Origin of the sequence: Acinetobacter sp. ACNIH2, assembly GCF_002934965.1 — a bacterium.
In the GTDB taxonomy this organism is placed as follows: domain Bacteria; phylum Pseudomonadota; class Gammaproteobacteria; order Pseudomonadales; family Moraxellaceae; genus Acinetobacter; species Acinetobacter tandoii.
This window is the reverse complement of sequence record NZ_CP026412.1, coordinates 1,505,401-1,518,961: the sequence shown is the minus strand read 5'-3', so window position 1 is coordinate 1,518,961 and position 13,561 is coordinate 1,505,401. Positions and strand designations below refer to the sequence as shown.

Below are 13,561 nucleotides of genomic sequence, written 5' to 3'. Positions count from 1 at the left end.
AGAGCACTATATTATGCAGTTACGTTTAGGTTTAACCCTTGCACTTTCAGTATTGAGTTTAGCGGGTTGTAGTTCACTTGCAGTTAGCAACAAATCTTTGAACTATAAAGAGACAGCAACCCTCGAACCGCTACAATATCCTGAAGGGTCAATGGTTCGTCCAGCAACGCCACTGTATCCAGCACCAACGGTTGATCCCCTTGCAATTCAGCACGCGCCAAAGCTCGAAAATAGCAAAGGCAACCGTTTTGCTTTACCCCGCCCAGATGTTGCTGTACCCAACAGCGCAGCAACTGCTGCTTCTGAACAAAGCACTGCGGTAGGTCGTCCTCAATTACTAACTGATGGAAATCAAAATCCATTGCTCAAAATTGACGGAAATTCTGATACAATTTGGCAGTATACACTTGCCACGCTCAGCAGCCTGAACCAGAACATTGTAGGTCAAAGTAAAAACCGTTACGAAGTAACGCTTAAAATCGATCAGCAGATCTACGTACTACGACTAACATCAGTAGGTTCAAGTCATAATTTGGCAGTGTTTAATGCCGATAACAGCTTTGCAGATAAACAAAAAGCTGCAGAACTGTTAACCCAGATTTACCAAAACTGGCCGGCCTAGATCATACTAGGCATTTTTTTTTGCAAAAGGTTCCCCCATGTTAAAACAAACCTTGCTCTATACTGGTAAAGCGAAATCTGTGTATGAAACAGATAATCAAGACCACCTGATTTTAGTATTTCGTGATGATGCCTCTGCGTTCAATGGCGAAAAAATCGAACAACTAGATCGTAAAGGCAAGGTGAACAACCGTTTTAACGCCTTTATCATGGAGCAACTGGCTGCTGCTGGCATTGAAACTCATTTTGAAAAATTACTTTCTCCAACCGAAGTGTTGGTAAAGAAATTAGACATGATTCCTGTGGAATGCGTGATTCGTAACTACGCGGCTGGTTCATTGTGCCGTCGCTTAGGGGTTGAGGAAGGTAAAGAACTAACTCCTCCTACTTTCGAATTGTTCTTCAAAGATGATGCGCTTGGCGATCCAATGGTAAATGAATCTCAAGCCATTGCTTTAGGTTGGGCAACTGCTGCACAACTTGAAAAAATGAAAGAACTCACGTATCAAGTAAATGATGTATTAAAAGCATTGTTCGACAAAGGCAACATGATTTTGGTTGACTTCAAACTTGAGTTTGGCGTATTCCATGACCGTATCGTGTTGGGTGACGAATTCTCTCCAGACGGTTGCCGTCTATGGGATAAAGACACTAAGAAAAAATTAGACAAAGACCGTTTCCGCCAAGGTTTAGGTGGTGTGGTTGAAGCTTATGAAGAAGTTGCTGCACGTATTGGCATCGACCTTTCAGACATCTAATTTGCTCTGAAACTTCAAAACAAAAAAACCGAGTCTGATGGCTCGGTTTTTTATGCTCTGAAATAATGATTTTCCAATATCTATACCTTGAATTAAATTGGATCCTTTAAGTAAATTTTCCTGTTGTTCATACTTGAACACGCAAATCTTTGGTGGTGTCCATCACCAATAAACTGGTGATGGAGGAAATTGAAGGAATCGTGCCTAAGACATCGGTATGAAATTTTTTATAGGATTTTATATCAGTCACCTCGACTCGAAGTAAATACTCCACTGCCCCAGTAATAGTATGACACTCGGTGACTTCGGGTGCAGCCTCAATCACTTCCTCAAAATGCTTTAAAGATGCCTTGGAATGACTAGACAAGCCAATGGTCACATAGACAATTAATCCAATACCCAAAAGTGATCGATCAATAATGGCTTTGTAACCCTTAATCACCCCAATTTTTTCTAATTCCTGTACCCGACGCAAACATGCTGATGCGGATAAACCGACACGTTCAGCCAATTTAAGATTGGTTAAATGCGCATCGGCTTCCAACTCACACAATATTCTTCGGTCTAATCTATCTAGCTCAATCATTTATTGCAAAACTATCTATTTTTAAGATTAATATACAACCAAATTGCGTAATCTGAACAATAAAATGTTTTTTATTTATGATGCAAAACACATGTCTCCTTCTCTATTTATCTCTTATTTACTTTTTTGTTTGGTCATGACCAGTACCCCAGGTCCGAATAATGCCCTTGTGCTAATTTCAGGAGCGCGCTTTGGGCTCCAGAAAACCCTACCTTTAATTCTAGGGATTGCCTTTGGTGTTGCCTTCCAACTTATGGTAATTGGTCTGGGACTTCATCAAGTATTTCTACATTTTCCCCAATTCCAGTCCATCTTAAGTCTGATTGGGTCCGCCTATATTCTCTGGCTGGCATGGAAAATTGCGTCCAGTGGTCCACTCAACGCGCGTCTAGATGAAAAACCTGCTATGGGATTTTTACAAGGCGCTGTTTTCCAATGGCTAAATCCTAAAGCATGGATGATGTCGATCAGTACCGTCTCAACCTACTTTGCTGCCAGCCAACAATTCATCGACATTACCTATGCCGCCTTAATTTTGATGTTGATCTCGATTCCGTGCGTTGGTATCTGGGCAATCGCAGGAAAATTTTTACGTCAATTGTTAATACAAGCTAAATTTGCCTTCATTTTTAATCTCAGCATGGCAATTGCATTACTCATCGCAGTTTTACCTGTATGTTTTAAATTCATCACATTACAGTCCTAATATTTGGTCTACACATTTCTAAGCGAAAACCATTGTGAAGAAAAACTGTAAAAAAAAGCAGCAACTGTGTACGCCATAGCGCACAAAGCTTCCCGAGTTTTTCCACTATGTGCTATGGAATATTTTAAATATGATCAAGGATTGTGAATAGGATATTGCAATACAAAATTATTCTGGCCCGTAGAAAATACCCAAATTTCCACCGTTACAACGGCGTAAAGCTGAATAAATCACCAATAAATGGATATTTTGGTATATATGTTGCTTTTATTTCAAAGCAAAAGGTGGAGTAAATTTGTCTTCGTCTTATTTTTTGAAATTTGATTTTTTACGGATGCTAATATTTACGATGAAAAGCTGGCAAAAGAAAGTATTACTTTCAACAACGTTAATGCTGACAGCGCTTGGCAGCACAGTGCAAGCCAAAGAATGGAAAGTCATTCGTTTCGGTACGGAATCTGCTTACGCCCCTTTTGAATATAAAACCCCTGACAACAAATTGGTTGGTTTTGACATCGACCTAGGTAATGCCATTTGTGCCAAATTAAAAGCCAAATGTGTTTGGGTGGAAAATTCTTTTGATGGGATGATTCCTGCGCTCAAAGCGAAAAAATTCGATGGCATTTTATCTTCAATGACGGTCACTGCGGATCGTTCAAAACAGATTGCTTTCAGTAATAAAATTTACAACACTCCAACCCGCATGGTCGCGAAGAAAGGTTCTCCGTTATTGCCGACCCCTGCATCCCTAAAAGGGAAACGTGTGGGTGTACAACAGGGCACCATTCAAGAGAGTTATGCAAAAGCCTATTGGGCACCTAAAGGTGTCAATGTAGTGCCTTATCCAAACCAAGATGTCCTTTATCAAGATATGGTGTCTGGACGTCTAGATGCAACATTACAAGATGCCATTATGGTTGATGGTGGCTTCCTTAAATCACCAAAAGGTAAAGCGTTTGGCTTTGCAGGTGGCAACGTAGTCGATGCGAAAACCCTTGGCGTAGGTGCCGCGATTGGCTTACGTAAAGAAGATGCTGATCTGAAAAAAGCCATTGATGGTGCTTTAGCCGCCATTATTGCCGATGGAACATACAAAAAACTCGAGAAAAAATACTTCTCCTTCAGTATTTATTGATGACAAAAATGTCGGTTTTAAACCGACATTTTTTATACACGACTGAATTTCATCAATATTCTATTTATAGTTTTTGTTCGGAGTAGATGAGTATGTTTTTGTCTGGTTATGGTCCCGTGTTGCTTGAAGGCACTTGGATGACCATACAGCTTGCATTGTTATCACTGTTACTATCCATCATGATTGGATTGATTGGTGCAAGTTCTAAACTCTCTAGTCTTAAATTTGTCCGCTATATTGCGACTGCCTACACCACACTCATTCGAAGTGTTCCCGATCTGGTCATCATGCTGCTGCTATTTTATAGCCTGCAACTGGGACTAAACTCGATTACTGAATCACTGCAAATGGAACAAATTGATATTAATCCATTTGTTGCGGGCGTGATTACCTTGGCATTTATTTATGGCGCGTATTTCACCGAAACGTTTCGGGGTGCATTTCAGGCGGTACCCAAGGGACAAATTGAAGCTGCTTATGCCTATGGTATGACTTCATTTCAAGTCTTTCGTCGTGTTTTATTTCCACAAATGATGCGTTTTGCCTTACCAGGTATTGGCAATAACTGGCAAGTCCTGATTAAAGCTACCGCACTGGTCTCACTCATTGGTTTGACGGACATCGTCAAAATTACTCAAGATGCAGGTCGTAGCACCATGCAGGTGTTTTACTTCAGTGTCATTGCCGCAGTGATTTATCTGGCGATCACTACCATTTCGAATTTAATTTTGATGTGGTTAGAACGTCGTTACTCGGTTGGTGTGAAAAAGGGACAACTATGATTGAAATTCTTCAACAATATTGGCAGTCATACCTTTGGACCGATGGTTTTCAAATGACAGGCGTCGCCATGACAGCATGGCTCTTGGTACTCTCAATTGCGATTGGCTTTGTACTGGCAGTCCCGCTATCGATTGCGCGTGTATCAGAAAATCCATTTTTACGCCTGCCTGTTTGGTTTTATACCTATGTATTTCGTGGCACGCCACTTTATGTGCAACTACTGATTATTTACACAGGTATTTATAGTCTGGATTATATTCATGCCCATGAACGTTTAGATGAATTCTTTCGTGAGGGACTCAACTGTACCATTCTGGCTTTTGCACTAAATACCGCAGCTTATACCACGGAAATTTTTGCAGGTGCGATTCGCTCTATTCCTTATGGCGAAATTGAAGCCGCCAAAGCCTTTGGCATGTCTCCGTGGAAACGTTATACCCGTATTATCATTCCATCCATGTTACGCCGTGCATTGCCATTTTATGGTAATGAAGTCATTTTAATGCTGCATGCCACCACCATTGCCTTTACCGCAACCGTGCCTGATATTTTGAAAATTGCACGAGATGTGAATGCGGCAACCTATGCCACGTTTGATGCTTTTGGCATCGCGGCAATCTTATATGCATGTTTGGCATTTATCTTGATTTGGATTTTTCGTAAATTGGAACAACGCTGGTTGGCATTTTTAAAACCATCGAATCATTAGGAGAAACATAGATGGAAAACTCAGCAAAACTGGTGATTCGTGATTTACATAAAACCTTCGGGGACAATGAAGTCCTAAAAGGTGTATCTCTAAATGCTAACGCAGGCGATGTCATTAGTATCATTGGTTCTTCGGGTTCAGGAAAAAGTACATTCCTACGCTGTATCAACTTCTTAGAACAACCTAGTCAGGGTTCCATTCAACTGAATGGCGAGCAACTCAATACCGTACTGGACAAATCAGGCAATTTAAAAGCGACCAGCCCAAAACAGTTACAGAAAATGCGCACCCAACTGATGATGGTGTTTCAGCATTTTAATTTATGGTCACATATGACTGTGTTGGAAAACATCGTGGAAGGGCCAATTCATGTTTTGGGTTTAAAACGTGCGGAAGCTGAAGAGCGTGCGCGCAAATACTTAAGAAAAGTGGGACTGGCTGAAAGTGTAGAAGGTAAATATCCATCCTTCTTATCGGGTGGGCAACAGCAGCGGGTAGCGATTGCACGTGCATTGGCGATGGAACCCGAAGTCATGTTGTTTGATGAGCCGACCAGTGCTTTAGACCCTGAACTGGTGGGAGAAGTATTGAAGGTCATGCAAAGTCTGGCAGAAGAAGGCCGAACCATGATTGTGGTGACCCATGAAATGGGCTTTGCTCGGCATGTCTCCAACCATGTGATTTTCTTGCATCAAGGTAAAATTGAAGAACAAGGTGACCCTAAAGAAGTCCTGATCAATCCCAAAAGTGAACGACTGAAACAGTTCCTTGAAGGCAATTTTAAATAAACACTTTGTAAGTTACAGCTTACAAAGATTCAGGAAGATGTCTTCTAGATCAGGTTGAATTTTTTTCATATGATGGAGACATAGAGAACAGGATGTTCCAAAACATAAAACAATAATGATAAGTGACACCACCAGGATGTGAGGTACGACAGGAGTTATACCTAAGCAGCGCATACGAAAAAGCCCGACAGGATGTCGGGCTTTTTTTATTTGGACTACACAGCCTTATTGCTGCTGTTGTTCTTGCATCCAACGGCGTTGCTGTAAACGCTCACCTTCCACTTCACGTTTATTACGCGCAGATTCGTACAACTTGGTACCTTTCAATTCTGGAGGCAAATATTCTTGCATTACAAAATGTTCAGGGTAGTTATGCGGATATAAATAGTCCACCCCATAGCCTTGCTGTTTCATCAGTTTGGTTGGGGCATTACGTAAATGTAACGGCACTGGCAAATTCGCCGTTCTTTCTGCCAAATCGAGGGCTTTGTTAATTGCCAGATAAGTGCTGTTGCTTTTGGCACTGGTTGCCAAATACACGGCACATTGTCCTAAAATAATCCGTGCTTCAGGCATACCCACGGCTTGAACCGAACGGAAACACTCTCCAGCCAAAAGCAAAGCATTCGGATTAGAATTGCCGATATCTTCCGAAGAGGCAATCAACATGCGACGTGCAATAAATACGGGGTCTTCCCCGCCTTTTAGCATCCGTGCCATCCAATATAAAGCCGCGTCTGGATCACTGCCGCGAATCGACTTAATAAAGGCCGAAACCAAGTCATAATGCTGTTCACCTGATTTGTCATACCGCGCAATATTTTGCTGTGCAACACGCACGACAATGGCATTGGTGATGATATTTTCAACATCTGCTTCAAAGGTACTGGCAATTAGATCGAGTAAATTCAGTGCCTTACGTGCATCTCCTGCGGCAAACTGCAACAAGGCATCAAATTCTTCAATTTGAATAAAGCGTTGTTTTAAAAAATGATCTTGTTGTATCGCTCGTAGCATCAGTTCCTGAATCGCCTCATTACTGAGTGCATTTAAGGTATAAACCTGACAACGCGACAATAAGGCGCTATTAACTTCAAAGGAAGGGTTCTCTGTCGTCGCACCAATCAGCGTAATCTTGCCCTTTTCCACCGCATTCAATAAAGCGTCTTGCTGTGATTTGTTGAAACGGTGAATTTCGTCAATAAATACCACAGGGGTCAGCAAATCACCACTTTCTGCAATGATTTCACGTAATTCTTTCACGCCCGTATTTAATGCAGACAGACTAACAAAAGGACGGTCTACCGCTTGTGCCAACAGCAAGGCAATGGTGGTTTTACCGACACCGGGCGGTCCCCAGAAAATAATTGAAGGTAAATGCCCTTGATCAATCATCTGGCGTAAAGGTGCCTGCTCGCCCAACAAATGATCTTGCCCAATAATTTCAGATAAATCACGAGGACGAAGACGTTCTGGAAGCGGAATCTGGGTGTCTGACATACGGTTATTTCAGCCAATGAAGGTGATTCTAGTCTACACTGGAATGCCAAGCAGACTGAATACCTGAATGTTTAAGATCCCACTAGAATAGCTGGTAATTTAAAATATCCAACAAAGAGGCTGCAAACATTTGTCCATGACTTAAATTTGGATAAAGCAACAGTTTGCTTTGTACCCCTTGTTGTTGAAAATGTGCAATCACATCTCGATTATCTTGCACCATTTTCGGATTAAAATTTGGGCTTTTTGTCGCAGGATGATGTTGTGCTAAATCCCCTTCCATAATCCATAAGGCTTGGGCCTGATCATGTGACACTGCCTTAGTTTGCATATTTTTCAGAATACGGCCATCCGCCCACGACAAAGACGGACTTGCAGCAAAATAATGACTGAAGTATTGAGCGTGTATCAAACTATCTAATACAAATAGTCCGCCATAAGAATGTCCCCATAAAGCTTGCCGTTGAGGATCTAATTTAATCTGTCCAGCCACCCAAGGTTGAATTTGGCTAAATAAGACTTCACGGAACTGTATGCTGCCCCCACTTAAGCGCTCAGATCGACGGGGATCTGTTGTAATTTTTCCAGTTTCATCTGTTGGAGTATAATCCAAAGCGCGTGCTGCTGTATCAAAAGGCAAGTCAGTGTCATAGCCGATTGCAACCAAAACAGGCGCTTCACGCGTTGCTAAATGCTGCAATACATCTTCAGACAAATAAGACATCGCCGAATTACCGTCGAGCATGAATAATGCAGGAGAGACTCTTGCTGTTTGTTGGCGCGGAAGCCCTAACCAGACTTTATAACGACGCTGCTGATCGGCAGATTGGAAATACTTCACCTGAAACTGATAGTAGGCGGAGCCCTGTTCTGCAATATTGGCTTTTAAGGGGGCTAGATTCGGTTTTGCCTGTACGTCTACATGGATCAGCAAGCTAAAGCCACATATCAGTAACAGTACAGACTTGCATGAGAAATGAAACACGACCAGACCTCAAAGACCCACAAAAGAGATCAAATAATATCTGTATTAAGAATCATTATCAATTAAAACAGCTTGTTTTATCTGTGGGTTAACGCACCCAACGCACAATATATTCATCAATCTGTTCTTCATCGACTTCAGTCTCAGAGATACATCGACCTGCTGCCGACTTTCTGGCTTGAATGACATTCTGCCGCGAACCTGTATTTAAATAATGCCATGAAGGTAAACTTTTCCCTTCATTTAAACGCCGATATGCACAACTCGCAGGCAACCAGTGAATCTGTCTTAATTTCTCTGGCGTTAATTGAATACAATCTGGGACATAATCTAAGCGTTCAGGATAGTTACTACAACGTGCAGTTGTGCAATCCAGTAGTTTGCACGCGACTTTGGTATACGCAACTTCTTGCGTATCTTCATCTTCTAATTTCACCAGACAGCATAAGCCACAACCATCGCATAAAGCCTCCCACTCTTGAGTATTCAGAGCTTCAAGCGGATATTTTTTCCAGAACTGCGGGCGTAATTCACTAGACATGGTGGGCAAAAACTAAAAATAACATGATCATTATATCAATAAATCCCTGCAACAATGCAGCAATCTCTTTTACGTTAAATCATAGACTTACTCCAATATGCGAACATTTTTTAGACAAAAGATCAACATTTTAAAGCGCTATCCAAACCTATACTGAGTGCAAGACAACAACAACATGGAGAAGACTTATGTTCCGTTGGGCGATTATTTTTGCAGTGATTGCATTAATTGCGAGCTTACTCGGCTTTGGTGGTGTTGCAGGGTTATCCAAAGACTTTGCGGTGATCTTATTGGTCGTTGCCGTCATTTTGGCGATAATCGGCTTTATTTCTAGAGGGAAAGCTTAGAATACGGCCATCAAATGTACTTCATAAAAAAGAAGGATTTTTCCTTCTTTTTTATGTTTAAACGGCTAGTTTAAGCATAGAAACCGCACGTTCTGGTCATATTTTTTATTTTCACCCAATCAAAGATTTTTATTCATTTGTTTTACTTTCAGTAATTTAAATAAATCAACCCAAATGTATAGATGTTTTTTTACACTTCTTCAGCACCATGACATGATTTTTTCAAAATCATGGATTATTTTATGCTTTAATCATTCAATTCTCATACTCAATAATACTAAGGACTAAGGAATGACCACCAAAATTCAAACGCGTGAAATCGAATATACTGCTGCAGATGGGACGCGCTTAATTGGATATTTTGCTGCACCAAGCACGGCTGAACCTGTTGCAGGTGTTTTGGTTGCACCTGAATGGTGGGGACGCAATGAATATACAGAACAGCGTGCACGCGAACTGGCCGAACATGGCTATGCAGCCTTTGCCATTGATATGTATGGCGATAAAAATGTCACTACATCTGCGGCGCAAGCCAACGAATGGATGATGCAAACCTTCCAAGCGCCAGACACCATTGTGACTCGTGCGTCAGCAGGTTTAGCAACTTTGGCTGCACAAACCGAAGTAAATGCAGATAAACTGGCTGCAATTGGCTTCTGTTATGGAGGTAAAGTTATTTTGGATTTAGCACGTTCGGGTGCTGAACTGAAAGCTGTCGTGACCTTCCACGCCAATCTGTCAGCACAAGTGCCTGCCCAAGCAGGTCAAGTCAAAGCTGAAATTTTGGTCTTACACGGTGAACTCGACAGCATGGTCAGCTTAGATGATGTTGCACATTTCCGTGAAGAAATGTATGCCGCTCAAGTCCCACATGAAGTCATTGTTTTTGAAGATGCAAAGCATGGTTTCAGTAACCCACAAGCAGATGAAAGAGCCAAAGCCAATGGTGTAGACTTAGGCTATAATGCTGAAGCGGAACGACAAGGGCTTGAAGCCATGTATGAACTACTACAACGTCGTTTAGCTGAATAAAAAAATAGAAACGTGGATGTTGGTTTTATCCAACATCATTTTTGAATTTGAATGCTTTATTAAGAGGACAAGATAATGACTGAGAACAACTGCCCATACTGCAATTTTGATGAGTTTGATATCATTGATAAAAATGAGTTTGGTGTAATTCTACCTGAGCCAAATGCACTCTCTAAAGGACATTGCGTCATTATCCCTCTACGCCATGTCAGCTCTTTCTTTGATGTCACAAACAAAGAACGTAAAAGTTTAATGTCGCTTTTAGAACTGGCTCGCAATGAACTACAACTTCGTCATCAACCTACAGGTTTTCACATCGGCTTTAACGATGGCTCGGTGTTTGGTGAAGCATCTGAACATTTGCACATCCACATTATCCCTCGTTACGATGACCAACCGCTAAAACTCGATGCGCGTTGGGGAATGTTAAGCGAAGCTTAATCTGCCACCATAAAAAAATGATGCGATCGCATCATTTTTTTATGCCTAAATTTCCTGTCAGGACTCAGCAAAAATCAGTACGGCTCCGCTATACTAAGTCGCTTGAAATTGTATAGAGTTCACATGTCTTCGTTTTCTTTCTCAGATGCCCTATTAGCTTGGTTCGATCTACATGGTCGACATGACCTGCCTTGGCAAGTGGTAGATAATCCTTACCAAGTATGGGTTTCCGAGATTATGCTACAACAGACACAAGTCAAAACCGTACTCCAATATTTTGCACGTTTTGTGCAACGCTTCCCTACTGTTGAAGATTTAGGTCGTGCATCTTGGGATGATGTTGCTCCTTACTGGGCAGGTTTAGGCTACTATGCGCGTGCGCGTAATCTGCATAAGGCCGCAGCAATTGTGGCACAGCAGGGTCATTTCCCTACCAGTTTAGAAGAATGGATGGCACTGCCAGGCATCGGACGCTCCACGGCGGGTGCATTAATGTCCTTAGGTTTACGACAATATGGCGTGATTATGGATGGTAACGTCAAACGCGTACTCGCCCGTTTCTTTGCCATTGAAGATGATCTTAGCAAACCTGTCCATGAACGTGCCCTGTGGCAACTGGCGGAACAACTGTGCCCAGAACAACGCAATCATGACTATACCCAAGCCATTATGGACTTAGGGGCAACCATCTGTACTCCCAAAAAACCGCTATGTCTGTATTGTCCCATGCAGCAACATTGCAAAGCTCATCAACAGGGCTTAGAAACAGAACTGCCATATAAGAAACCCAAGAAAGCCGTTCCTGTGAAATCGGCGCAAGTCATGGTATTGCAGTGCCAAGATCAATGGCTATGGTTACAGCGCCCCAATACTGGGTTGTGGGGTGGATTATGGAGTCTACCCATCTATGACGACTGTGCTGAATTGACTCGAACCACACAAATGTTAGGTCTAAAACCAAACAGTAAGAATGCGCAAATTTCACATAGTTTTACGCATTTTACTTGGTTACTTGATGCGATTTGTTTCCACGTGGAACCAGAACAAAAAGAGCATATTGCAATTGAACTCTCAGGCACATGGTACACGCCACAAAAAGCTACACAAATGGGACTACCTACAGCCATGAAAAAATTGATCTCTGCCTTATAGATATGACATAGTCAGGAACTGAAAGTTTAGCTTCTTGAAAATCACAATAATCAAAAGGAAAAATTGTGCTTCGTCAGTTTGCGATTAGCAGTTTAACAATCAGTTTTTTGGTACTCACCGCCTGTACTTCGACACCCAAGAAAACAGGCTCTGGGCTGCCGCTTTCTACCGTTCAAGACCTACAACGCACACCGCTTAAATCGAACTTACCCATTCCTGTGCAAAATATTAAAACCAAACAATTGACCGATACATGGGGTGCTTCACGCAGCCAAGGGCGTCGACATGAAGGTATCGACATTTTGGCTCCACGTGGAACCAAAGTGTATAGCACTACCGATGGATTAATTGCTGACTTACGCGATAACAATTTGGGTGGTAAAGTAATTTGGGTGTTGGGGCCAAGTGGCTCTTGGCATTATTATGCACACTTAAATGAGCACAAACGTGGACTGGCCGTTGGGGATTATGTCAAAAAAGGCGATCTGATTGGCTATGTAGGCAACACTGGAAATGCTCGACATACTGCACCCCATTTGCATTATGGCATCTATTTAGAAGGCAAAGGCCGCGGTGCGGTCAACCCTTTTCCATATTTACGTTAATTTTTTTAGGAAATACACATGTCTGAAGTGTTGATAAATCGTCTGGTTGAATTTGCAGAATCAGGCAATCAACAAAAAATTGTGGTTGCAGGACAAAGCTATCAGGGCTGGGTCATGGAAATTACCGAAGATGCCCTGTTGATTAGTACAGGTTTTGCAGACAAATCAGGCAAAGATTTCTGGATTTCGTTTAACGACTTACAACAAGCGTCCTTGTCTTATTGGGATAACAAGACGGATCAATGGGTAGACTTCACTTTATAAATCGACAACAACATAGAGAGGAACAATGAATAAACAACGCTGTGGCTGGTGTACCGAGGATCCTCTCTACATTGCCTATCATGATCATGAATGGGGACAACCTGTGCATGATGAACAACATTTATTTGAAATGCTTTGTCTCGAAGGACAGCAAGCGGGTCTCTCTTGGATTACCGTACTGAAAAAACGGGAAAGCTACCGCCAACATTTTTTTCAGCACCCGATTCAACAGATTGCCGAGCTGAGCGATGCTGACCTAGAAGCCAAATTACAAGATGCTGGACTCATTCGACACATTGGCAAACTACAAGCCATTCGAGAGAATGCACGCGCTTGGCAAAGCCTAAAACAACAAGAAAATGTCGTGGATTGGTTGTGGAGTTTTGTCAGCCACAAACCTATTTTGAATGCTGTACCTAACTATAAAACGGCACCTGCACAAACTGACATTAGCCAACAAATGTCTAAGGCCTTAAAGAAAAAAGGCTTCAAATTTGTGGGGCCAACGACCTGTTATGCCTTTATGCAAGCCGTGGGTATGGTCGATGATCACGAAGATCATTGCCCCGCCAAAAATACAACAAAATAGTCCCCATAAAAATAGAGGA

General features: G+C 42.0%; 18 protein-coding genes. 14 read left to right on the top strand and 4 right to left on the bottom strand.

What is annotated here, in order from left to right:
* The first annotated feature begins 13 nt into the window (after positions 1 to 13).
* Complete coding sequence (locus C3F34_RS07100; protein ID WP_044738838.1) at positions 14 to 622, top strand: lipoprotein-34 precursor (NlpB); 609 nt, start codon at positions 14 to 16, stop codon at positions 620 to 622.
* A gap of 37 nt (positions 623 to 659) precedes the next feature.
* Positions 660 to 1,379 carry a phosphoribosylaminoimidazolesuccinocarboxamide synthase gene (purC, locus tag C3F34_RS07095; protein ID WP_016168898.1) on the top strand — a complete coding sequence of 240 codons (720 nt, stop codon included), beginning with the start codon at positions 660 to 662 and terminating at the stop codon, positions 1,377 to 1,379.
* Positions 1,380 to 1,506: 127 nt separating this feature from the next.
* On the opposite strand, the gene C3F34_RS07090 is transcribed toward purC, so the two are convergent.
* Positions 1,507 to 1,965: an Lrp/AsnC family transcriptional regulator gene (locus tag C3F34_RS07090; RefSeq protein WP_044738837.1), complete on the bottom strand. Its 459-nt coding sequence runs from the start codon at positions 1,963 to 1,965 to the stop codon at positions 1,507 to 1,509.
* 136 nt (positions 1,966 to 2,101) lie between these two features.
* On the opposite strand from C3F34_RS07090, the gene C3F34_RS07085 reads away from it, so the two are divergent.
* The 5 genes from C3F34_RS07085 (at position 2,102) to C3F34_RS07065 (ending at position 6,086) form a co-directional block, all read left to right on the top strand.
* On the top strand, positions 2,102 to 2,671 hold the full coding sequence (locus C3F34_RS07085; protein WP_228155342.1) for a LysE family translocator: 570 nt from the start codon (positions 2,102 to 2,104) through the stop codon (positions 2,669 to 2,671).
* A 349-nt stretch (positions 2,672 to 3,020) separates the two neighbouring features.
* Positions 3,021 to 3,806 carry an ABC transporter substrate-binding protein gene (locus C3F34_RS07080; protein ID WP_044738836.1) on the top strand — a complete coding sequence of 262 codons (786 nt, stop codon included), beginning with the start codon at positions 3,021 to 3,023 and terminating at the stop codon, positions 3,804 to 3,806.
* Between the two features lie 92 nt (positions 3,807 to 3,898).
* Positions 3,899 to 4,588 (top strand): ABC transporter permease, encoded by a 690-nt coding sequence (locus C3F34_RS07075; protein WP_016168902.1) that lies wholly within the window; start codon positions 3,899 to 3,901, stop codon positions 4,586 to 4,588.
* Positions 4,585 to 5,298: an ABC transporter permease gene (locus C3F34_RS07070; protein WP_044738835.1), complete on the top strand. Its 714-nt coding sequence runs from the start codon at positions 4,585 to 4,587 to the stop codon at positions 5,296 to 5,298. The genes C3F34_RS07075 and C3F34_RS07070 overlap by 4 nt, the downstream gene beginning before the upstream one ends.
* A gap of 11 nt (positions 5,299 to 5,309) precedes the next feature.
* Positions 5,310 to 6,086 (top strand): ABC transporter ATP-binding protein, encoded by a 777-nt coding sequence (locus tag C3F34_RS07065; protein ID WP_016168904.1) that lies wholly within the window; start codon positions 5,310 to 5,312, stop codon positions 6,084 to 6,086.
* A gap of 225 nt (positions 6,087 to 6,311) precedes the next feature.
* On the opposite strand, the gene C3F34_RS07060 is transcribed toward C3F34_RS07065, so the two are convergent.
* The 3 genes from C3F34_RS07060 to C3F34_RS07050 form a co-directional block, all read right to left on the bottom strand.
* Positions 6,312 to 7,586 (bottom strand): replication-associated recombination protein A, encoded by a 1,275-nt coding sequence (locus tag C3F34_RS07060; protein ID WP_044738834.1) that lies wholly within the window; start codon positions 7,584 to 7,586, stop codon positions 6,312 to 6,314.
* Between the two features lie 82 nt (positions 7,587 to 7,668).
* The gene (locus C3F34_RS07055; RefSeq protein ID WP_228155341.1) at positions 7,669 to 8,520 is read right to left on the bottom strand and encodes an alpha/beta hydrolase; all 852 of its coding nucleotides are present in this window, start codon (positions 8,518 to 8,520) and stop codon (positions 7,669 to 7,671) included.
* A gap of 139 nt (positions 8,521 to 8,659) precedes the next feature.
* Positions 8,660 to 9,112, bottom strand: coding sequence for a YcgN family cysteine cluster protein (locus tag C3F34_RS07050; RefSeq protein WP_044738833.1), 453 nt, complete (start codon positions 9,110 to 9,112; stop codon positions 8,660 to 8,662).
* 188 nt (positions 9,113 to 9,300) lie between these two features.
* Between C3F34_RS07050 and C3F34_RS07045 the strand changes: the two genes are divergently transcribed.
* The 7 genes from C3F34_RS07045 (at position 9,301) to C3F34_RS07015 (ending at position 13,542) form a co-directional block, all read left to right on the top strand.
* Positions 9,301 to 9,459 carry a DUF1328 domain-containing protein gene (locus C3F34_RS07045; protein WP_016168908.1) on the top strand — a complete coding sequence of 53 codons (159 nt, stop codon included), beginning with the start codon at positions 9,301 to 9,303 and terminating at the stop codon, positions 9,457 to 9,459.
* A gap of 291 nt (positions 9,460 to 9,750) precedes the next feature.
* Positions 9,751 to 10,491 carry a dienelactone hydrolase family protein gene (locus tag C3F34_RS07040; RefSeq protein WP_104441313.1) on the top strand — a complete coding sequence of 247 codons (741 nt, stop codon included), beginning with the start codon at positions 9,751 to 9,753 and terminating at the stop codon, positions 10,489 to 10,491.
* Between the two features lie 75 nt (positions 10,492 to 10,566).
* Positions 10,567 to 10,932: an HIT family protein gene (locus C3F34_RS07035; protein WP_104441312.1), complete on the top strand. Its 366-nt coding sequence runs from the start codon at positions 10,567 to 10,569 to the stop codon at positions 10,930 to 10,932.
* 123 nt (positions 10,933 to 11,055) lie between these two features.
* Positions 11,056 to 12,084 (top strand): A/G-specific adenine glycosylase, encoded by a 1,029-nt coding sequence (gene mutY, locus C3F34_RS07030; protein ID WP_044738831.1) that lies wholly within the window; start codon positions 11,056 to 11,058, stop codon positions 12,082 to 12,084.
* 65 nt (positions 12,085 to 12,149) lie between these two features.
* Positions 12,150 to 12,689 (top strand): M23 family metallopeptidase, encoded by a 540-nt coding sequence (locus tag C3F34_RS07025; RefSeq protein ID WP_016168912.1) that lies wholly within the window; start codon positions 12,150 to 12,152, stop codon positions 12,687 to 12,689.
* 18 nt (positions 12,690 to 12,707) lie between these two features.
* Positions 12,708 to 12,953: a hypothetical protein gene (locus C3F34_RS07020; protein WP_044738830.1), complete on the top strand. Its 246-nt coding sequence runs from the start codon at positions 12,708 to 12,710 to the stop codon at positions 12,951 to 12,953.
* Positions 12,954 to 12,978: 25 nt separating this feature from the next.
* The gene (locus tag C3F34_RS07015) at positions 12,979 to 13,542 is read left to right on the top strand and encodes a DNA-3-methyladenine glycosylase I (RefSeq protein ID WP_044738829.1); all 564 of its coding nucleotides are present in this window, start codon (positions 12,979 to 12,981) and stop codon (positions 13,540 to 13,542) included.
* Positions 13,543 to 13,561: the final 19 nt, after the last annotated feature.

Excerpts from the sequence above, each read along its gene's own strand:
- C3F34_RS07035 (WP_104441312.1), top strand. The coding sequence starts at position 10,567 with ATGACTGAGAACAACTGCCCATACTGCAATTTTGATGAGTTTGATATC.
- mutY (WP_044738831.1), top strand. The coding sequence starts at position 11,056 with ATGTCTTCGTTTTCTTTCTCAGATGCCCTATTAGCTTGGTTCGATCTA.
- C3F34_RS07090 (WP_044738837.1), bottom strand. The coding sequence starts at position 1,965 with ATGATTGAGCTAGATAGATTAGACCGAAGAATATTGTGTGAGTTGGAA.
- purC (WP_016168898.1), top strand. The coding sequence starts at position 660 with ATGTTAAAACAAACCTTGCTCTATACTGGTAAAGCGAAATCTGTGTAT.
- C3F34_RS07020 (WP_044738830.1), top strand. The coding sequence starts at position 12,708 with ATGTCTGAAGTGTTGATAAATCGTCTGGTTGAATTTGCAGAATCAGGC.
- C3F34_RS07100 (WP_044738838.1), top strand. The coding sequence starts at position 14 with ATGCAGTTACGTTTAGGTTTAACCCTTGCACTTTCAGTATTGAGTTTA.
- C3F34_RS07065 (WP_016168904.1), top strand. The coding sequence starts at position 5,310 with ATGGAAAACTCAGCAAAACTGGTGATTCGTGATTTACATAAAACCTTC.
- C3F34_RS07040 (WP_104441313.1), top strand. The coding sequence starts at position 9,751 with ATGACCACCAAAATTCAAACGCGTGAAATCGAATATACTGCTGCAGAT.
- C3F34_RS07015 (WP_044738829.1), top strand. The coding sequence starts at position 12,979 with ATGAATAAACAACGCTGTGGCTGGTGTACCGAGGATCCTCTCTACATT.
- C3F34_RS07075 (WP_016168902.1), top strand. The coding sequence starts at position 3,899 with ATGTTTTTGTCTGGTTATGGTCCCGTGTTGCTTGAAGGCACTTGGATG.
- C3F34_RS07045 (WP_016168908.1), top strand. The coding sequence starts at position 9,301 with ATGTTCCGTTGGGCGATTATTTTTGCAGTGATTGCATTAATTGCGAGC.
- C3F34_RS07085 (WP_228155342.1), top strand. The coding sequence starts at position 2,102 with ATGACCAGTACCCCAGGTCCGAATAATGCCCTTGTGCTAATTTCAGGA.
- C3F34_RS07050 (WP_044738833.1), bottom strand. The coding sequence starts at position 9,112 with ATGTCTAGTGAATTACGCCCGCAGTTCTGGAAAAAATATCCGCTTGAA.
- C3F34_RS07060 (WP_044738834.1), bottom strand. The coding sequence starts at position 7,586 with ATGTCAGACACCCAGATTCCGCTTCCAGAACGTCTTCGTCCTCGTGAT.
- C3F34_RS07070 (WP_044738835.1), top strand. The coding sequence starts at position 4,585 with ATGATTGAAATTCTTCAACAATATTGGCAGTCATACCTTTGGACCGAT.
- C3F34_RS07080 (WP_044738836.1), top strand. The coding sequence starts at position 3,021 with ATGAAAAGCTGGCAAAAGAAAGTATTACTTTCAACAACGTTAATGCTG.